General features: G+C 65.3%; 16 protein-coding genes and 1 pseudogene. 8 read left to right on the forward strand and 9 right to left on the reverse strand.

Going from position 1 to position 18,534, the window contains the following annotated elements; translation table 11 throughout:
* Positions 1-139 precede the first annotated feature (139 nt).
* Positions 140-1,657 carry a helicase HerA domain-containing protein gene (locus ACVWW1_RS36200; protein ID WP_456659185.1) on the reverse strand — a complete coding sequence of 506 codons (1,518 nt, stop codon included), beginning with the start codon at positions 1,655-1,657 and terminating at the stop codon, positions 140-142.
* A 249-nt stretch (positions 1,658-1,906) separates the two neighbouring features.
* Here ACVWW1_RS36200 and ACVWW1_RS36205 point away from each other — a divergent pair, with 249 nt between their 5' ends.
* Positions 1,907-3,196 carry an MFS transporter gene (locus tag ACVWW1_RS36205; protein ID WP_456659186.1) on the forward strand — a complete coding sequence of 430 codons (1,290 nt, stop codon included), beginning with the start codon at positions 1,907-1,909 and terminating at the stop codon, positions 3,194-3,196.
* A 27-nt stretch (positions 3,197-3,223) separates the two neighbouring features.
* Here the strand turns inward: ACVWW1_RS36205 and ACVWW1_RS36210 are convergent, their stop codons facing one another.
* From ACVWW1_RS36210 to ACVWW1_RS36225, 4 genes are all read right to left on the reverse strand, one after another.
* A complete protein-coding gene (locus ACVWW1_RS36210) occupies positions 3,224-3,934 on the reverse strand; it encodes an alanyl-tRNA editing protein (protein WP_456659187.1) in 711 nt (236 codons plus the stop codon).
* A gap of 11 nt (positions 3,935-3,945) precedes the next feature.
* Positions 3,946-5,115, reverse strand: a complete 1,170-nt coding sequence (locus ACVWW1_RS36215; RefSeq protein ID WP_456659188.1) for an OpgC domain-containing protein — start codon at positions 5,113-5,115, stop codon at positions 3,946-3,948.
* A gap of 187 nt (positions 5,116-5,302) precedes the next feature.
* Complete coding sequence (locus tag ACVWW1_RS36220; RefSeq protein ID WP_456659189.1) at positions 5,303-5,917, reverse strand: TetR/AcrR family transcriptional regulator; 615 nt, start codon at positions 5,915-5,917, stop codon at positions 5,303-5,305.
* 151 nt (positions 5,918-6,068) lie between these two features.
* On the reverse strand, positions 6,069-7,241 hold the full coding sequence (locus tag ACVWW1_RS36225; RefSeq protein WP_456659190.1) for an acyl-CoA dehydrogenase family protein: 1,173 nt from the start codon (positions 7,239-7,241) through the stop codon (positions 6,069-6,071).
* 223 nt (positions 7,242-7,464) lie between these two features.
* On the opposite strand from ACVWW1_RS36225, the gene ACVWW1_RS36230 reads away from it, so the two are divergent.
* Positions 7,465-8,565, forward strand: a complete 1,101-nt coding sequence (locus tag ACVWW1_RS36230; RefSeq protein ID WP_456659191.1) for an asparaginase — start codon at positions 7,465-7,467, stop codon at positions 8,563-8,565.
* On the opposite strand, the gene ACVWW1_RS36235 is transcribed toward ACVWW1_RS36230, so the two are convergent.
* A complete protein-coding gene (locus ACVWW1_RS36235; RefSeq protein WP_456659192.1) occupies positions 8,544-9,101 on the reverse strand; it encodes a sigma factor-like helix-turn-helix DNA-binding protein in 558 nt (185 codons plus the stop codon). The genes ACVWW1_RS36230 and ACVWW1_RS36235 overlap by 22 nt on opposite strands.
* 174 nt (positions 9,102-9,275) lie before the next feature.
* Here ACVWW1_RS36235 and ACVWW1_RS36240 point away from each other — a divergent pair, with 174 nt between their 5' ends.
* From ACVWW1_RS36240 to ACVWW1_RS36260, 5 genes and pseudogenes are all read left to right on the forward strand, one after another.
* Complete coding sequence (locus ACVWW1_RS36240; RefSeq protein WP_456659193.1) at positions 9,276-10,256, forward strand: AraC family transcriptional regulator; 981 nt, start codon at positions 9,276-9,278, stop codon at positions 10,254-10,256.
* A 60-nt stretch (positions 10,257-10,316) separates the two neighbouring features.
* On the forward strand, positions 10,317-11,123 hold the full coding sequence (locus tag ACVWW1_RS36245) for an MBL fold metallo-hydrolase (protein ID WP_456659194.1): 807 nt from the start codon (positions 10,317-10,319) through the stop codon (positions 11,121-11,123).
* Positions 11,124-11,209: 86 nt separating this feature from the next.
* Positions 11,210-13,077 (forward strand): annotated as a pseudogene (gene htpG / locus ACVWW1_RS36250) (molecular chaperone HtpG).
* A 318-nt stretch (positions 13,078-13,395) separates the two neighbouring features.
* Entirely contained in the window at positions 13,396-14,547 is a 1,152-nt protein-coding gene (locus ACVWW1_RS36255; RefSeq protein ID WP_456659195.1) for a DUF3095 domain-containing protein, read from the forward strand.
* A gap of 82 nt (positions 14,548-14,629) precedes the next feature.
* A complete protein-coding gene (locus ACVWW1_RS36260) occupies positions 14,630-14,974 on the forward strand; it encodes an endonuclease domain-containing protein (protein ID WP_456659196.1) in 345 nt (114 codons plus the stop codon).
* Between the two features lie 72 nt (positions 14,975-15,046).
* Here the strand turns inward: ACVWW1_RS36260 and ACVWW1_RS36265 are convergent, their stop codons facing one another.
* The 3 genes from ACVWW1_RS36265 to ACVWW1_RS36275 form a co-directional block, all read right to left on the reverse strand.
* Positions 15,047-15,490, reverse strand: coding sequence for a DUF2147 domain-containing protein (locus ACVWW1_RS36265; protein ID WP_207833292.1), 444 nt, complete (start codon positions 15,488-15,490; stop codon positions 15,047-15,049).
* A gap of 194 nt (positions 15,491-15,684) precedes the next feature.
* Positions 15,685-17,070: an MATE family efflux transporter gene (locus ACVWW1_RS36270; RefSeq protein WP_456659197.1), complete on the reverse strand. Its 1,386-nt coding sequence runs from the start codon at positions 17,068-17,070 to the stop codon at positions 15,685-15,687.
* Positions 17,071-17,225: 155 nt separating this feature from the next.
* Positions 17,226-17,756, reverse strand: a complete 531-nt coding sequence (locus ACVWW1_RS36275) for a GNAT family N-acetyltransferase (RefSeq protein WP_456659198.1) — start codon at positions 17,754-17,756, stop codon at positions 17,226-17,228.
* Positions 17,757-17,897: 141 nt separating this feature from the next.
* Here ACVWW1_RS36275 and ACVWW1_RS36280 point away from each other — a divergent pair, with 141 nt between their 5' ends.
* Positions 17,898-18,497, forward strand: a complete 600-nt coding sequence (locus tag ACVWW1_RS36280; protein ID WP_021078629.1) for a superoxide dismutase — start codon at positions 17,898-17,900, stop codon at positions 18,495-18,497.
* The last annotated feature ends 37 nt before the right edge of the window (positions 18,498-18,534 follow it).

Here is an 18,534-nt window from a genome sequence, read left to right on the forward strand (position 1 = left end):
GGCCTGTCGCGAGCCCACCGCAGCCAGATCCCTCAACCGGCAGAGACAAAAAAGGCCCGCCTCTCGGCGGGCCTTTTCGTGTCTTGCGACGCTTGCCGGATTCCGCGCAATACCGGACGCTTCGTCGTCCAGCGTCCGATCACGCAGTCGAACTGTTGCACGCTGCTTCCGGCTGCGCCTCGTCGGCATTCGGATCGGCTGCGGCCGTGGCCCAGGCGAGTTCGACGAGTGTCACGATCCGCCGGCCGGCACCGTCAAGCTGGCAGACAATCAGGCCTTGCTCCTCGATGTAGGTCAGAAGATGCCGGGCGCGGCGCAGCGAGTGCGTGCCATAGGCGCGGGCGATCGCTGCATCGCTCGGGCAGGGCCAGCCTTCCTTCGCGGCGCGGGCGATCATCATGAAGACGCCCTGCATGTCCTCGGGCAGGATGGCGGCACGCAGCGAGACATCCTGCCACGCGTCGTCCTCCGCCATTTCGGTGCCGAGCCCGGCGCGGGCGCGCGTCAGCATGCGGCGAAAATCGGTCAGCTCGGGCACGACGGCACCGAAACCCTCGATCCGGCAGCGGACCACGAACTCCTGATAGAGCACGCCGATGGCGCGGAAGCCGGCGTCGGGCTCGGCGAGGATCGCGCGCAGGATGCGATCCAGCCGCTCACGCCGCTCGGCCAGCTGCTCGGCGCTCGGCGGCGGCTCCGTGGCTTCGGGATCTTGCTCCGGTGCCGGCTGCTTGGCGGCCATCAGCTGGCTGAGCAGGTCGGGCGGCGGTGTCCGGCGCGGCGGCCTGGCCGCCGTTTCAGGTGGCGGCGCGGCCAGGATAATCGCGCGCGCGTCTTCGAGCACCTCTTCAGGCAGCGGCATCAGCCGCGGCGCCGCGTTGCGCGGTTGGGTGTCGGTCGGACCGATGCGCAAGCCCAGTGGGCGGCGGGAGAGTGCGGGTCCCAGCGCCATGAATTGTCCGCGCTCCAGGTCGCGGAACGCCTCCGCTTGCCGCCGCTCCATGCCGAGCAGGTCGGCGGCGCGCGCCATGTCGATGTCGAGGAAGGTCCGGCCCATCAGGAAGTTCGATGCTTCGGCGGCGACATTCTTGGCGAGCTTGGCCAGCCGCTGGGTCGCGATGATCCCGGCAAGCCCGCGCTTGCGGCCGCGGCACATCAGGTTAGTCATCGCGCCGAGCGAGAGCTTGCGCGCTTCATCGGAAACTTCGCCCGCGATCGCCGGCGCGAACAGCTGCGCCTCGTCCACCACCACCAGCATCGGATACCAATGGTCGCGGGCAACCTCGAACATGCCGCCGAGGAAGGCCGCGGCGCGCCGCATCTGATTCTCGGCGTCGAGCCCCTCGAGATTGAGCACGGTCGAGACACGATGGATGCGCACGCGCTCGCCGGCGACCTGCAGGCTGCGCTCGGTATGGTCCTCGGCATCGATGACGAGGTGGCCGAATCGCTCGGCCAGGGTCACGAAGTCACCCTCGGGATCGATGATGGTTTGCTGCACCCATGGCGCGCTCTGTTCCAGCAGCCGGCGCAGCAGATGGGATTTTCCGGAACCCGAATTGCCCTGCACCAGGAGGCGCGTCGCCAATAGCTCCTCGAGGTCGATAGCCGCCGATGCGCCGGCCGTCGTTTGTCCCATCTCGATCGCTACGGTCATGTCCCGACTCAAATTGCTCTTGCGGCATGCGGCTTAACAAGCCGATCGCGCCCCGTCGAGCGAACCGCGGCATGATCCCCAGGCGCGAGGCGATCTCCACCGTCACACCTTTGAGCCGGCCGTGGCCGTGACGTCGATGTGAACGGCGCCGCCATTCTCATGCCGGATACCTCCGTCCCGTTTGCCGGTGGTGTCCCCTCCCGCAAACCTCGTCATAGTCCGCCGCACAAAAGAAACGCGCGAGGAAACATGACTGAGAGCATCGTTGATGCCGTTGCGCCGCCGGTCGCGGCGCCTGGCGCGGTGTCGCCGCGAAAAGTGTTTTGGGCGACCTGGTTCGGCTGGATGCTCGATGGCTTCGATTCCTCGATGTACGGCTACATCCTGGTCAGCGCGCTGAGCGAGCTGTTGCCCGCGAGCGGCATCGAGCCGAGCAAGGCCAATATCGGCATCTATGGCGGCCTGCTGTTCTCGATCTTCATGCTGGGCTGGGCCTGCTCGATGGTCTGGGGCTGGGCCGCGGACCGTTACGGGCGCGTCAGGATCATGTGCTGGACGGTGCTGGTCTACTCGCTGTTCACGGCGCTATGCGGCCTTGCGACAGGTATCGTGATGTTCGCACTGTTTCGCTTCGTTGCCGGCTTCGGCATTGGCGGCGAATGGGCCGCGGGCACGCCGCTGCTGCAGGAATCCGTGCCGGAGAACACGCGGGTGCGGCTCGCGGGCTGGCTGCATACGGCCACGCCGACCGGACTATTCCTCGCCGCTGCCGTGACGCTCGTGATCGGCAGCACGCTCGGCTGGCGCGGCATGTTCCTGCTCGGCATCCTGCCGGCGCTCCTGATCGCGTATCTGCGCAGCAACATTCCCGAACCTGAGAGCAGCGCGTCGCGCGAGCGACCTTCGGTCGCCGCCTTGTTCGCCGGGGATCAGGCGCGCACCACCTGGGCCGCCGCGCTGATGATGGCCTGCATCATCTTCGGCCTGTGGTCGTCGAACTTCTGGGCGCCCACCGTGATTTCGACCAAGCTGGTCGCGGCGGGGGCGACGCCGGCGCATGCGCAGGAGATGGGCGCGGTGGCCGGGCTGATCACCAATATCGGCACGCTGATCGGCTGCCTTCTTGTGCCATGGATCACCGGCTGGCTTGGCAGTCGGCGCCGCACCGCGGTGCTGTTCTTCATCGGCGGGCTGCTCTCCGTCGTGGTCTGCTATGAAGTCGCGATCGAATGGCTCGACAGCCTGACGCTGTTCATGGTGCTGCTGCCGGTGCTCGGCTTCTTCACCAATGGCGTGTTCGGCCTGTTCACGATCTGGCTGCCGGAGATGTTTCCAGCTGCGTTGCGCGGCTCGGGCTCCGGCTTCGCCTTCAGCATGGGCCGCGTGCTCGGCGCTGCCGGCCCGACGCTGATCGGCGCGCTCGCCGCCCGCACCGGGAGTTTTCCGCTGGCGATCTCGATGTTGTCGCTGATCTACGTAATCGGTCTGCCGTTGATCGGGCTCGCGCCGGAGACGGCCGGCAAGCCACTCGCGAAATAGCAAGCGCACGCGGCATGCGAGAGCCGGTCAGACCGCAACCTTGATCCGGCGATTCTGGCGGCCCTTGTTGTCGATCTTGACGATCCGTGCGGGTCGCGCGCGCCCGGTCGACGCCAGATGTGTCCCGCCGCAGGCCTGGCGATCAAGGTCGAGGATTTCGACGATGCGAACGAGTCCGTCCTCCCCGACCGGCGGGGCGACGGCCTTGCTGCGGAACAGGCCGGGCACGGCCTGCGCTTCGTCGTGTGGCATGAAGACGTTGCTCACCGGAAGATCCCGCCGAATGACCTCGTTCAGCGGCGCCTCGAGCGCTCGCAGCGTGTCATTGTCGGCTCCCGGCAGATCGAAATCGACACGGAACGTGGCATCGGCGTTGAGCTGCGCGCCGGTGAGAAGGGCGCCGCCAAACTGCGTGTAGACGAGTGCATTGACGACATGGGCCAGCGTGTGCAGTTCGCACATCAGGGCGCGAAATGCCGGCTCGACCTCGAGCGTCACGTTGCCGGAGGGCAGGGCTTCGCCGGCAAACAGATGCCACAGGCCGCGTTCGTCGCGCTCAAGTCCGGTGATGGGCAGCACGCCTCCGGACCATCTCAGGACGCCCTGGTCCGGAAGCTGCCCGCCCCCTCCGGGAAAGAACGGCGAGCGTTCGACGAGGATGGCGCCGGGCCTGGCGTCGCGCACCTCGGCTTCGAGCTGCAGGATTTCGGGATGATCGTGATAGAAGGCACGCGACATCGATGACGCGCCTATTCCGCGGGCTTCGCGGCCACTGGCGCCTGCGCAGCCACGGGCGGCTTCGGCGCCTTGTCGACCTTCTTCGACCAGGAGCGGTAATAGGCGAGCACGGTCATCAGCACGATGCCGATCGCGCTGACCAGGATCTGCATCCAGAGGCTGCCGGAGACCTCGACCAGCACCACATGTGCGACCACTGCAAGGAAGACGCCCGAGCAGAACACCTCGAGCGACTGCTGGCCGCATTTGATGATCGGCTGGAATATCGGCCATTCATATCCGGGCCATTCGCGCGGCAGGAAGCGCGTGACGAAGAAGGCCAGCACCACGAAGTGCAGCACGCGATAGGGCGCGAGGTTGGTCTTGTCGTTGGGATTGAAGGCGTCGTAGAGCCAGGCCGGCACCGCCTGGCCCAGTTCCGGAAAGCGGCCCGCCAGCGTCATGACCAGCGCGAACAACAGATAGGCGCCGCCGAGCCACAGGAAGGCGCGCGAGCGGATGAATGTGATCGATTCGCTGGCGCCGCCGAGCGCGAACCAGCCGCCGAACACGAACAGGAACTGCCAGCAGAACGGGTTGAAGTACCATGAGCCGGCTGGATAGGCCGGCAGATTCCAGCCGAAATGCCGTGCGGCGAGATAGAGCAGGAACGAGGCTGCCAGCGTCAGATTGAGCTTCCGCAGCATCGCCCACAGCACCAGCGGATAGACCAGCATCAGAGCGATGTAGAGCGGCAGCACGTCCATGTTGACCGGCTTGAACGCCAGGATCAGGCCCTGATAGAGCGTCTCCGCCGGGGTCTGCATGAAGCCCGCGACGTTGAACTCGTTCTCCAGATTGGGGTCGTGATAGCGCTGCGCGAGATAGCCGATCTCGGCGATGTAGATCACGAACAGCAGGACATGCGCGACATAGATCTGCCAGGCCCGCTTGATCAGCCGGGTGGCGCCGATCACGGTCCCGCGCTCCAGCATCATCCGCGCATAGACAAAGGACGCGGTGTAGCCGGAGATGAACACGAACAGATCGGCCGCGTCGCTGAAGCCGAAATTCTTCTGCGTGATCCAGTTCACCGCGTTGTTCGGGATGTGATCGAGATAGATCGCCCAGTTGGCGAAGCCGCGCAGCAGATCGAGGCGATAGTCGCGGCCACGCGGCGGCAGAACAGCCTTGACGTCCATCGGTTCGCTCCCATCCCCAGTGACCGCGAGTCCAACCGCGGGTCGCCCATGGCATCATACTAGAACAGGATTTCGACGGTTGTGTATTGGTTTTCTGGGGACGGATCATTTCGACGACAGGTCAATCAGCGCCGAATTTGGATCGAATCATTCGCGCCGCCGAAGCCAGGGCCGCGCACCGGCACAGCTAACGCTGAACGAACCCGTTGTGCAGCGTGGTGAACAGCGTCTTGCCCTTCTTCACCAGATCGTATTTGCGGCCGTAGAGCAGCCAGACCGCGGTCAGGTGGCACATGCCGCCCATCATCAGCGACATCGCGGTGTAGGGATCGAGATTGCGGCGATAGGTGCCGGCGCGAATCGCCTGCTTGATCAGCTCCACGTAACGGAGCGCATATTTGTCGACCGCCTTCTTGACCCGCGGCTCGGCAGCGAGGACGCTCGGCCATATCTCCAGAAAGAACACGCGGCCCCAGCTCGGGTTGTCCTTGATGTACTGGAAGTTGGTCAGGAAGATGATGCGAAGCTGCTCGACGGGGTCGCCGCCCTTCACCAGCAGCGGCTCGGTCTTCTGATACAGCGCCTCGAAATTGCCCTCGGGCACATCCAGCACCAGCGCACGCTTGTCCTCGAAATAATCGTAGATGCTGGAGAGCGGTACCTTTGCCACGGTAGCGATCTCGGTGAGCGAGGTGCCGTCGATGCCTCGCTGGCCGAACAGCTTGGTCGCTGCCGAAAGGATCTGCTCGCGCCGATCGCGGCTGCGTTGTTGCTTGAGCTTGAGCGTCGTCCCCGAAGCCACTTCCTTCTCCAAGAGCGTTTTCGAGCGAAGTGGATACCGGTTCGCGCAAAGAAAACGCGTCAGAATAAGAATCTCCCATCCCGCAAAAACAGTAAGACAGCGGAAGTGGATCACCAAGAACTATTGCAACATAAAGTGGAAGAGGCCGTTGTCAGATTGACGCGTTCCGCCGTTCATGGTTGCGGAACGCGTTGCGGGCGATGATCTGCCGCATGATCTCCGATGTGCCATCCAGAATGCGGACCACCCGCGTTTCCCGCCAGATGCGCTCGATCGGCAGGTCCCTGGAATAGCCGGCACCACCGAACAGCTGCATGGTCATGTCGGCCACCCGCTGCACCATGTCGGCGCCGGTATATTTGGATAGTGCCGCGGCGGCGGTGCGGGCGGCGGCGTCGCTTTGGTCGTAACGCCAGGCCGCCTCATAGGCGACCAGGCGTGCGGCATGCAGCGCGCTCGCCATGTCGGCGATCTGCCACTCGATGCCCTGGTGGTCGCGCAGCTTGCGGCCGAATGTCTCGCGCTCCAAGACATGTTCGAGCGCGTAGTCCAGCAGCTGGCTCGCTGCGCCGACGCAATAGGCGCCCCAATGCGCGCGCCCGGCATCCAGACACCGCATCGCGATGGCAAATCCGTCGCCCTCCTGGCCGAGCAGGTTCTCGCGCGGAACGCGGCAGTCCTCGAAGATCACCTCGGCATGCGCCGAGCCGCGGCCGGCGGCCATCTCGACCAGGCGGCCGATGGAGAGGCCCGGTGTCTTCGCGTCCACGACAAACGCCGCGATGCCCTTCGCGCCCGCGGACGGGTTGAGCGTGGCGAACACCGTGAAGACGCCGGCGACCGGCGCATTGGTGATGTAGGTCTTGCTGCCGTCGAGCACGTAATGATCGCCGTCGCGCCGCGCCGTGGTCTGGATGCGGGCGGCATCCGATCCGGCGCTCGGCTCGGTCAGCGCGAAGGCGCCGATCATGCGGCCGCTGGCGAGCTCGGGCAACCATCTGTCGCGAACCGGAGGCTGCGCGAAGAACTCGATCGCCTTCGAGCCGATATGAACGTTCACCCCGCTCAGATAGTAGAAGGCGGTGTGCGCCTTCGCGAGCTCTTCGATCGCGAGGCAGCTGCCGAGCATCGAGAGGCCGAGCCCGCCGAACTGCTTCGGCGTGTTGGTGCCGAACAATCCCATCCGGCGCAGGCCGGCCATCGCGCTCTCCGGCACCTCACCAGTTACCTCGATCGCGGCATCGTGAGGCTTGAGCTCGCCGCGAACGAAGTCGCGCACCCGGGCTTGCAGGATGCGGAGATCGTCGGGAAGATCGAAATGCATGGCGGGGCCCATATTTCGAATAATCTTCGAAAAATGTGCGCCGCCATTCCTGCGGTGTCAACATTTTGCGGGAGCGTCAGCGAACAAGGCGGTGTGAGCAGGGTACTGGGTGCGGCCGGGAAGGTCGGAATTCCGTCCCCGATGGTTTCCGCCGCAAGTTTGTCCATTTCTTGCGCGATAAAACCACGAGTTGTGATTAGGCAATCTGTCGCTGGGGGAAGAAATGACGCCGCACTCGCTTCGATCGGCTCGTTCCGTACGCATCATCATCGGCGTTGCCGCAGCCCTTGTGATCGGGCTTGCGTCGCCGGCCATTGCCCAGCAGTCGCCCGCCGGCGGCGCGCTGGCGCGGGTGCTCGTGCTCGGCACCGGCGGCACCATCGCGGGCCAGGCCAATGCACGCGCCGGCAATGCCTATGATTCGGGCAAGGTCAGCGCAGCGAACCTGATCGCCGCCATTCCGGGCATCGACAAGCTCGCCCAGATCTCGGCCGAGCAGATCTCGTCGATCGGCTCGCAGGACATGAATGACAAGGTCTGGTTCGACCTCGTCAAGCGCATCCGCGCGGCTGTTGACAACAAGGAAGTCGACGGCGTCGTCATCACGCATGGCACCGACACGATGGAGGAGACGGCGTTCTTCCTGCAAAACGTGCTGGATACCGACATGCCGGTCGTGCTGGTCGGATCGATGCGACCTTCCACTGCGATCGGGGCCGATGGTCCGGCCAATCTCTACGAGGCGATGCGGGTCGCATCGGCGCCGGAATCCCGCGGTCGCGGCGTGCTCGTGGTGCTCAACGACACCATCCATGCCGCGCGCTGGGTGCAGAAGACCAATACCACCAGCGTCGAGACGTTCCGTTCGCCCGATGCCGGTCCGGTCGGTTATGTCGACACCGGCTCGCTCCGCTTCCTGCAACCGGCCGCACCGGTCAAAGCGGCCAAGTGGAAGCTGCCGGATGCGCCGCCGTTGCCGCGGGTCGACATCATCTATTCGCACGCCAACATGGATGCCGCGGAGGTCGAGGATGCGGTCAAGCGCGGCGCCAAGGGCATCGTGCTGGCCGGCGTCGGTGACGGCAATTCATCAAAGGGCGCGATCGATGCGCTTGCCGCCGCGGCGAAGCAGGGTGTCGTGGTGGTGCGTTCGACCCGGGTCGGCTCGGGCTATGTCAACCGCAACGTCGAGGTCGAGGACGACAAGCTCGACTTTGCGGTCTCGCTCGATCTCAATCCACAGAAGGCGCGCGTGCTGCTTCAACTCCTGATCGCCAACGGCGTGACCGAATCCTCGGCGGTTCAACAGGCGTTCGCGCGGTAGACCGTCAGTTTCGACGCACCGCCCGCGGGCCTCGCAGCCGGTGGTTCCTGGGGCGGTTGCGCTGCTCGCCGCGCCGCGAGCAGCAGGCCGCGGGCCTCCGCGATCCGCGACATCACGGTGGTGACGGGAACGCCGGTGACTTCGGCGATCTCCTTGTAGGAGAGATCGATCACGTCACACAGGGCGATGACCTCGCCGAGTGGTGCGGGCAGTTCGTCGACGAGTTGCCGGATGGTCGGGGAGTCGCGCCGCGGCTCGGCCTCAGATGCCGGCGCGAGCGGCGCACCGGAGCGGCGGGACTCCTTCTCCTGGCAGACGGTTTTGAGGATCGCGAGCAACCACGGCCTGATGGCGGTGCCACGAAAGCCGTCGAACTGGCGCAGTGCGCGCAGATAGCAGTCCTGCACGGCCTGTTCGGCGTCCGCCTCGGTTCGCATCAACACCTGAGCGAACGCATAGGCATCGTCGAGCCACGGCAGGGCGGCGTCACGAAACTGCTGCGCCGTTTTATTCCCGGCTTTCGCGCCTTGCATCATAGGGTTGCATCTCGTGAATAGCTTTACCGTCAATCGGCGGAGTGGTATCAGGCTCCCCGCCGGAGTCGTGGACCGTCGCGCCAAGCGTAGGGACAGGAACGACATGCGCACGCCGGGAAGAACGCGATCGTTCGTCGCTTCGTTTCGATCGATCGCGCTTTCGGAGCACGGATCATGTCCGAGACACAGGTGCCCAACCGGTTCTCGATCTTCCATCACGGGCTGGCGAAAGGGCCGGCCTATGAGGCCTGGCGCGAGGGCATCTGCCGCGGCTTCTGCCGGCTCGACGTCGGACCAACTGACGACAACCGCATCGATTGCCATAACGAGTTCACGCTGCTGCATACGGTCGCGATCGCGACGCCGCGCGGCGGCTCGGCCCGTTTTGCCCGCACCGGCGCGCTTCTGAGCGACGGCTGCGACGATTTGGTGCTGATCCTCGCGACCCGCGGCACCGTGCAGGTCACACAAGGCAGCACGGCGATCGAGCTCAAGCGCGGCCAGATGTGCCTCACCGAAATGAACATCGTCGGCACCGCCGATCTCACCCAGTCCGGCAGCTTTACGACGACGCGGTTTCCGCGGCGCCTCCTGCTCCAGGTCACCCCCATAGCGGAGACGCAACTGGCGCGCCCGCTCGGGCGCGATCCGGCGTTGAGCGCGATGATCGAGCGCTATTCCACGCTCTGCACCGAGCTGGCCGGCGATCTCGACGCGCCGGGCCAGCAGGCGGCGGCGCATCATCTTGCCGATCTGGTCGGCCTCGTGCTCGGCAGCAGTGCCGAGCAGAAGGAACTCGCCGCACGCGATGGCGTAGCGAAGGCGCGGCTCGATCTGATGAAAGCCGATGTCCTGAAGAATCTCGACAGCGGCAAGCTCACGATCGAGGCCATAGCGAGGGCGAATGCGCTGAGCACGCGCCAGGCGCAACGCCTGTTCGCGTCCGAAGGGACCACGTTCTCGGAATATGTTCTCGAGCAGCGCCTGCTGCTGGCGCGCCGGCTGCTGCTGCACGCGCAGGGCGCCGACCGCAAGGTCAGCGACATCGCCTATACGGTCGGCTTCAACGATCTGTCCTATTTCCATCGCGCGTTCCGCCGCAAGTTCGGCGCAGCGCCAGCGGAGATGCACATGGAACTGGGGCGCCAGCATTGAACGCGTTGCGCTGCTGACGTAGATCAGGGGATCAGCTTCACCCCAACGCGTGTGGTCTCAATGCCTCTCTGGACATGCGAACAATGCGGCGCGCAATTTCCCGAAACCGCGGCGCCGCCACCGTCCTGCCCGATCTGCGAGGACGAGCGGCAATATGTGAACTGGAACGGGCAGGCGTGGTTGACGCGCGAGGAGCTCGCGCAGCGGCATCGGCTGGTCTGGCGCGACGATCTTGGCCTGGTTGGATTGGCGCTCGAGCCGTCATTTGCGATCGGGCAGCGCGCGCTGTTGGTGCCGGATCGCGGCGGCTGCGTGATGTGGGACTGCGTGCCGCTCGCGACCGCCGAGGCGATCGCGCATGTCAGGTCGCTCGGCGGGCTGAAGGCGATCGCGATCTCGCATCCGCATTACTATGGCGCGGTCGCCGACTGGAGCGCCGCGTTTAACGATGCGCCGGTCTATCTGCACGGCGACGATGCGCAATGGGTGACGCGGCCGTATCGGTCGATCGTGCCGTGGCAAGGCGACAGCCATCGCATCTCCGATGATATCCTGCTGGCGCGCGGCGGCGGCCATTTCGCCGGCGCCACCATGCTGCATTGGCGCAAGGGGGCGGACGGGCGCGGCGCGCTCCTGACCGGCGACATCGCGATGGTCGCGATGGACCGCCGCTCGGTCAGCTTCATGTATTCCTACCCGAACTACATCCCGCTCAACGCTTCATCAGTCCGCCGTATCGCGCGCACGGTCGAGCCGCTGGCGTATGATCGGATCTACGGCGCCTGGTGGGGCAAGAACATCGCCTCCGATGCCAGGGCGGCGTTCGACCGTTCGGTCGAGCGCTATCTCGCGGCGATCTCGGACTGACGGGTTCCCCCCGCTCGTCTTGCCAGACGGCGCGATCACGCTATATCAGGGCTTTCCCGCCACTTACCGTTTGCCCGAGTTTCCGCATGACCACAATCGCCGCCGCCGAATCCCAGCCGTTCCAGGCCGAGGTTGCCGAATTGCTGCACCTGATGGTGCATTCGGTCTATTCCGAGACCGATATCTTCCTGCGTGAACTGATCTCGAACGCATCCGACGCCTGCGACAAGTTGCGCTACGAGGCGATCGCCAATCCCGGCCTGATCACCGACGGCACGCCGCCGGAGATCAGGATCGTCCCGAACAAGGCGGCCAATACGCTGTCCGTGGTCGATACCGGCATCGGTATGGAGCGGGCGGAGCTGATCGACAATCTCGGCACCATCGCGCGCTCCGGCACCAGATCGTTCCTGTCGAAGCTGACCGAGGCCAAGGACGGCGCCAACCTGATTGGCCAGTTCGGCGTCGGCTTCTATGCCGCCTTCATGGTCGCCGAGAAGATCGTCGTCACCAGCCGCCGCGCCGGCTCTGACGAAGTGTGGGTATGGTCGTCGGAAGGCGGCGGCGGTTTCGAGATCGCGCCGGCGAGCGAGGAGGCCGCCCAGCGCGTCACGCGCGGCACCGAGATCGTGCTGCATCTGAAGAAGGACGCCGCCAAATATCTCGAGGCTTACGAGATCGAGCGCATCGTCCGCGAATATTCCGACAACATCCAGTTTCCGATCCTCTTGGTGCCGGAGGAGGGCGAGCCGCGCCAGATCAACTCGGCGAGCGCGCTGTGGCAGCGCTCGAAATCCGAGCTGACGTCTGAAGACTACGCGCAGGCCTACAAGCAGATCGCGGGCGCGTTCGACGAGCCGGCGATGACGCTGCATTACCGCGCCGAGGGCCGGCAGTCCTATGCCGTGCTGCTGTTCGCGCCGTCGCAAAAGCCGTTCGACCTGTTCCAGGTCGAGCGCAAGGGCAAGGTCAAGCTCTATGTTCGCCGCGTCTTCATTGCTGACGATGCCGAGCTGCTGCCGGCGTACTTGCGCTTCATCCGCGGCGTGATCGACAGCGAGGATCTGCCGCTCAACATCTCGCGCGAGATGCTGCAGAACAATCCGCAGCTCGCGCAGATCCGCAAGGCCGTCACCAGCCGCGTGATCGGCGAGCTGGAGCAGCTCGGCGAAAAGGAGCCGGAGACCTTCACAAAAATCTGGGACGCGTTCGGCCCGGTCATCAAGGAAGGCCTGTGGGAGGCTACTTCGAGCGCCGCGAGAAGCTCCTGGCGCTGGCGCGCTTCACCACGACGTCGGGCGAGAAGCGCTCGCTGAAGCAGATTGTCGACGACTTCAAGCCGAACCAGACCGAGATCTATTATCTGGTCGGCGACAGCGTCGAGCGGCTGAAGTCGAACCCGAAGCTGGAATCGGCGCGCGCGCGTGGCATCGAGGTGCTGCTGCTGACCGATCCGGTCGATGCGTTCTGGACCTCGGCGCCGCTCGAGTTCGGCGGCAAGCCGCTGAAGTCGCTGAGCCAGGGCGACGTCGATTTCGGCCTGATCCCGCTGGTCGACGACAAGTCCGAGGATAAGAAGGACGAGCCCGCTGCCGATGCCGCGACCACGATCGCCGTGATCAAGGATGCGCTCGGCGAGCGCGTCTCCGATGTCCGCGCCTCGCAGCGGCTGACCGCGAGCGCATCGTGCCTCGTCGCCGGCGGCGATGCGCGCGACCGCGCGCTGGAGCGGCTGCTCGCCCAGCAGAACCGCGGCGAGATCACCAAGCCGATTCTCGAGATCAATTTGCGCCATCCGCTGGTTGCCGCGCTCGCGATTGACACCGCGCAGGTGAAGGATCTGTCGCTCCTGCTGTTCGAGCAGGCGCAGATTCTCGACGGCGAGATGCCCGACGACCCTGCCGCATTCGCCAGCCGCCTGAACCAGCTCGTGCTGCGGGGCTTGGGGAAGTAGGGGCACTCGTAGCCCTCTTATCCCGTCATGCTTCGAGACGGCCGCTGCGCGGCCTCCTCAGCATGACGGGACCAGCACGCTGCCGTAGTCGCGAGGTCCGCCGGATTTCGCTGCGCTTCATCCGGGCTACGGTTTCGCAAGCGACGCAAGCTGACGGCGCCGCACACCGGCGCTTGTGCATCCTTCGAGGCTCGCCGCGCTCGCACCTCAGGATGACGGAACTTCGCTCCATCCGGGCGACGCTTCTAAAACCCGGTCCCAACCAGCCGCGTATCTGCTAGAGAGTGTCGTGACAGGTGGAAACAGCACGGCGTTGCGATGGCTGGCGGCAGCGAGATCTTCTACGGCGGCATTCCGGTGTTTCGCGGCTTCGCGCGCCTGATGGATCCGGCGCTGTATGCGCCGTTGCCCGACGACTGGACGGTCGGCGTCGCCGATATCGTCGAGTCGACCAAGGCGATCGCTGCGCAGCGCTACAAGGCGGTCAACATGGCCGGTGCCGCGGTGGTCGCCGCCGTCACCAATGCGCTAGATGGCCGCGAATTTCCGTTCGTGTTCGGCGGCGACGGCGCGAGCTTCGCGGTCGCGCCCGCCGATCTCGACAGGGCGCGTGAGGCACTCGCCGCGACGGCACGCTGGGTGCGCGATGATCTCGATCTGGTGCTGCGGGTGGCGTTGGTGCCGATCGCGGCGATCCGCGCCGCGGGGGCTGACGTGCGCGTCGCGCGCTTCGGTCCGTCGGCCAATCTGTCCTATGCGATGTTCTCCGGCGGCGGTCTTGCGTTTGCCGATGCCGCGATGAAGCGCGGCGAGTTCGCGCTCGATCCGGCGCCTGAGGGCACACAGCCCGATCTGTCCGGCCTGTCCTGCCGCTTCGAGGTGATGCCGTCGGCGCGTGGCGTCATCCTCTCGGTGCTGGTGCTGCCGGCGAAGGACGCCGATCCCGCCGCCTTCCGCAAGGTGATCGAAGACCTCGTCGTGCGGATCGAGAAAAGCCCCGACGCGGGACGGCCGGTGCCGCCGGGCGGCCCGCCGCTGCGCTTTCCGCCGCAGGGCATCGAATACGAAGCGCGCGCCAAGCGGTTCGGCGGACCGCTGGCGATGCGGCGCGCCGCGGTGCTCGGTTTTGCGCTCTGGGCCTTTGTCGTGTTTCGGCTCGGCCTCAAGGTCGGCACGTTCGCGCCACAGCTCTATCTGCAGCAGGTGGTCGAGAACTCAGATTTCCGCAAGTTCGACGACGGCCTGCGCATGATCCTGGATTGCACGCCGGAGCTTGCCGCCGAGCTCGAGCAGCGCCTGGTCGCCGCCGCCGGGCAGGGCATCGTGCGCTATGGCCTGCACGAGCAGGATGCCGCGATGATGACCTGCTTCACGCCGTCGGTGATGCGCGCCGACCATGTCCACTTCATCGACGGCGCCCGCGGCGGCTACGCCTCGGCCGCCACCGTGCTGAAGACGCGCGCGGTGTAAGGACTCTTTACCTCTCCCCGCTCTTCTGCGGGGAGAGGTCGGAAGCCACGCATCGCGTGGCTTCCGGGTGAGGGCCAGGGCAATGCGTGGCCGCAAGGAAGTATCTATCCGACTCGCGAGACGACTGCGCGCCAATCAAACCGATGCGGAAATCGCACTTTGGAAGCGCCTCCGCAATCGTCAGATCGATGGCTACAAGTTCGCGCGGCAGGTCCCCGTCGGAAACTACATTTGCGATTTCGTTTGTCGCGAGGCGCTGCTCGTTATCGAGGTCGACGGCGGTCAGCATGCGGAGTCTGCAGCAGATGCGATCCGTAACCGCTATCTGGTTGACGAGGGATATCGCGTACTTCGCTTCTGGAACAACGATGTTCTCGGCAATATTGAGGGTGTCCTGGCTACAATTCAGACAAGGCTGCGCGGATAGAGCCCCTCACCCCAACCCTCTCCCCGCAAGGGCGGGGCGAGGGAGCGCAGCTCATTTGCGGCCTCTACTTGCCTACCGCCCGACGCGTGTCCAGGTCTCGCCGCCGCATAGCGCGCCGACGCAGCCTTCGACGCGCAGCGTGCTCTCGCTGGTCACCGAGATGCTGCTCGCATAGGTGCCGCCATCGTCGGCATTGTAGATCTGGCCCGACCATTTGCCCGCGGCAACTGGCTGCATGCTGGAGAACAGCGGCAGTCCGATGATCGGCCTGTTGGCCAGCGACGGATTGGGATTCTTGTTGTCGACCTGCGGCTTGCCGGTCATCGGATCGATCGGGTCGCGCAGGCTCACCACCACGCCGCAGATGCCGCCGCCGCATTTGCTGACCTTGACGCGGGCATCGCCCGCCTGGGTCTGCCAGACGCCGAAAGGCTCGGGCGCGCCCTGTGCATGCGCAGCAGGCACGGCGAGTGCCGTCGCAATGATTGCGATCACGAATCGGAATTTGCAGGCCATGACGTATTCCCCAAGAGGTCGGCCTGCATAACAAGTCGAAAGATTTCTGCAATGTAATAATCGCGCGATCAGGCGGGCACGATCCGGAAAATTTTGCAGCTTTTTTCCGAGGCCGCCATGCTCCGGCAAGGCTCGGAAGGGTGGCGGTGCCTTGTCGTGACCGCATGCGCAGCGCGAGCCCCGGCCCTCCGGGTCTAGCCCCAGCGGGTCAGCTTGATCGACACGATGGTCGCGAGGCCGAATGCCACCATCGCACCTCCCACCAGCGCAAACAGCGTCCACGCGGGTGCGCTCGCGGTGGTGAGCCACCAGCCGCCGATGCCGACCAGCAGCAGGCGGATGGTCCCGGCCAGCACCGGCCCGCCGACCTTGGCCGCGCCTTGCGAGGAAAAATACAGGCAGACGCCGACGCCGAAGAAGCCGAAGCCCGGGCCGGCCAGCGCGAAATAGGACGAGGCTGCGGCGGTCACGCCGGGATCGGTGGTGAACAGCGCAATCCACAGCGTCGGCTTGAGTGCGACCACGAGTCCGACCATTCCGACGACAAGTCCGGCAACCGTGCCGGCGATCCACGCCACGTTGCGGGCCCGCGTCACCAGGCCCGCGCCAACAGCCATGCCGACCATCGGCACCGAGGCGACGCCGACCGCGAATGCGATCGGGATCAGCAGGAATTCCAGCCGCGAGCCCATGCCGTATCCGGCCAGCGTCTCGGTGCCGAAGCCTGCGAGGATCTTGGTGAAGATCAGGATGGTCAGCACGCTCTGCAGCGGCGACAGGCAGGAGATCGCGCCCACTTTCAGGATGTCGAGGAACATCGCGCGCTGAAAGCTGAAGGCGGCGAAGTCGAGCTTCAGCCGGCTGCGGCCAGAGGCGAGATACCAGGCGAGGAAGATCGCACCACACGTGAAAGCCGTGAGCTGGCCCGCGGCAACGCCACGCATGCCGAGGCTCGGCATGCCGAACAGCCCGAGACCGAACACGCCGCCGACCGCGATCTGGATCGTCGAGACAGTGATCAGCGTCATCGAGGGGACGCGCATGTCGCCGGTGCCGCGCACGACGGAGGTGAGCGTGTTGACCAGCCAGATCGAGACTGCGCCCGAGAACAGCACCTGAGAGTAATGCATCGATTGTTCGAGCACGCCGCCGCGGCCGCCGAGCAGCGCATAGAAGTTGCGGCCGAAGCCCAGCATCATCACGGTGAAGAACAATCCGGCGCACCCGCCGATGATCGCCGCATGCAGCGCCAGGTCGGCGGCGCGGTCGCGGTCGCCGGCGCCGAGCGCGCGGCTGATCGCCGACGAGACGCCGCCGCCCATCGCGCCGGCCGACATCATCTGCGTCAGCATCGCGAACGGAAACACCAGCGCGATGCCGGCCAGCGGCTCGGTGCCGAGCCGGCCGATATAGGAGGTCTCGGCGACCGCGACCAGCGTCGAGCCGAACATCGCGATCGTGTTGGGGACCGCCAGCCGCAGCAGCGTCGGCAGGATCGGCGCCGTCAACAAATGATCGACCGGTACCGCAGGCGTGGCCGCGGCCGGGTTGATGTCGTCGATCGAGGCATCGATGGTCATGCGCTGATTGCCTTCACCTCCCCCGCAAGCGGGAGAGGGGGCCTACTGCCGATGCGGCACTCTTCGACGTCAATTGTTCGGACTCGGAATCAATAAATGACGGTCAACATGCTACGACGCGGGGCTGACGCAGGCCACCCGCGCTCGCGCAGGGGTCACCACGGCAAGCCGCATAGGTCAATCTTGCCCTGGCGTGGCGCGCGGACGATGTCGTTGACGAAAGGCGCCATGGCCTCGAAGCGGATCTGCCCGGAGGGCTGTTCGCAAGTCACCTCGCCGGCGAAGGGATGCCAGCCGCGCGCCTGGTAGAATGCGAAATTGTGCGGCTCGCAGAATAAGATTGCAAATTTCACCGCGTCATTGGCACGAATGGTGTGCACGGCGGCATCTAGCGCGAGTGACGCATAGCCGCGCCGCCGGCAGTCCTCGCGGGTCGCAACCCCGCCGATGCCGGCGACATGCACCTTGTGGCCATTCCAGGTGATCGTCCGGAAATAGATACCGACGTGGCAGGCGAGCCCGCTGTCGTCGGGCGCGTCGAGCAGCACGCGCAAATCCGCGTGAGCCCATTTGGTGTCCGCCCACTGCTTCTTCTCCATGATATCCGGGCTCCAGACCGCCCGGAGCAGCGGCTCGGCGCGCCGCCACGACGCATCTCCGTTGAGAATGTCGATTTCGATGCTCATCGTCTCGGGTCCCTGGTCTTGGTCCTCGGCTGCGCCGATCTGTCATACACGATCCGAAAATGCGGTGTTTCTCCGCCGTGGAACCTTCTATAAGGGGGACCCGTTAAGTGTAGTCTCCCACCCTCTGTTGGACATTACCCCATGACCTTCACGCTACCCGATCTGCCCTACGCCCACGACGCCCTTGCGCCCTACATGTCCAAGGAAACGCTGGAGTTTCACCACGACAAGCATCACCAGGCCTACGTCACGAACGGCAACAACGCGATCAAGGGGACTGAATTCGAAGGCAAGTCCCTCGAGGAGATCGTGAAGGGCTCGTTCGGCAAGAACGCGGCCGTCTTCAACAATGCCGGTCAGCATTACAACCACATCCATTTCTGGAAGTGGATGAAGCCGAATGGCGGCGGCAGCAAGCTGCCCGGCCGGCTGGAGAAGAAGATCAACGAGGACCTCGGTGGCTTCGAGAAGTTCAAGACCGACTTCGCCGCCGCCGGCGTTGGCCAGTTCGGCTCCGGCTGGGCCTGGCTGCAGGTCAAGGGCGGCAAGCTTGAGATCGCCAAGACCCCGAACGGCGAGAACCCGCTGGTCCATGGTGCGGTGCCGATCCTCGGCGTCGACGTCTGGGAGCACTCCTACTACATCGACTACCGCAACCGCCGCCCGGACTATCTGAAGGCGTTCGTCGACAGCCTCGTCAACTGGGATTACGTCGACGAGCTGTTCGGCAAGGCCGGCTGAGCGCAGATCGCAATTCGGCTCGACCCTCTTACCCTCT

Source organism: Bradyrhizobium sp. JR3.5, from assembly GCF_054057015.1.

Excerpts from the sequence above, each read along its gene's own strand:
- ACVWW1_RS36245 (WP_456659194.1), top strand. The coding sequence starts at position 10,317 with ATGCCTCTCTGGACATGCGAACAATGCGGCGCGCAATTTCCCGAAACC.
- ACVWW1_RS36255 (WP_456659195.1), top strand. The coding sequence starts at position 13,396 with ATGGCTGGCGGCAGCGAGATCTTCTACGGCGGCATTCCGGTGTTTCGC.
- ACVWW1_RS36260 (WP_456659196.1), top strand. The coding sequence starts at position 14,630 with ATGCGTGGCCGCAAGGAAGTATCTATCCGACTCGCGAGACGACTGCGC.
- ACVWW1_RS36200 (WP_456659185.1), bottom strand. The coding sequence starts at position 1,657 with ATGACCGTAGCGATCGAGATGGGACAAACGACGGCCGGCGCATCGGCG.
- ACVWW1_RS36215 (WP_456659188.1), bottom strand. The coding sequence starts at position 5,115 with ATGGACGTCAAGGCTGTTCTGCCGCCGCGTGGCCGCGACTATCGCCTC.
- ACVWW1_RS36205 (WP_456659186.1), top strand. The coding sequence starts at position 1,907 with ATGACTGAGAGCATCGTTGATGCCGTTGCGCCGCCGGTCGCGGCGCCT.
- ACVWW1_RS36280 (WP_021078629.1), top strand. The coding sequence starts at position 17,898 with ATGACCTTCACGCTACCCGATCTGCCCTACGCCCACGACGCCCTTGCG.
- ACVWW1_RS36225 (WP_456659190.1), bottom strand. The coding sequence starts at position 7,241 with ATGCATTTCGATCTTCCCGACGATCTCCGCATCCTGCAAGCCCGGGTG.
- ACVWW1_RS36265 (WP_207833292.1), bottom strand. The coding sequence starts at position 15,490 with ATGGCCTGCAAATTCCGATTCGTGATCGCAATCATTGCGACGGCACTC.
- ACVWW1_RS36275 (WP_456659198.1), bottom strand. The coding sequence starts at position 17,756 with ATGAGCATCGAAATCGACATTCTCAACGGAGATGCGTCGTGGCGGCGC.
- ACVWW1_RS36240 (WP_456659193.1), top strand. The coding sequence starts at position 9,276 with ATGTCCGAGACACAGGTGCCCAACCGGTTCTCGATCTTCCATCACGGG.
- ACVWW1_RS36270 (WP_456659197.1), bottom strand. The coding sequence starts at position 17,070 with ATGACCATCGATGCCTCGATCGACGACATCAACCCGGCCGCGGCCACG.
- ACVWW1_RS36210 (WP_456659187.1), bottom strand. The coding sequence starts at position 3,934 with ATGTCGCGTGCCTTCTATCACGATCATCCCGAAATCCTGCAGCTCGAA.
- ACVWW1_RS36235 (WP_456659192.1), bottom strand. The coding sequence starts at position 9,101 with ATGATGCAAGGCGCGAAAGCCGGGAATAAAACGGCGCAGCAGTTTCGT.
- ACVWW1_RS36230 (WP_456659191.1), top strand. The coding sequence starts at position 7,465 with ATGACGCCGCACTCGCTTCGATCGGCTCGTTCCGTACGCATCATCATC.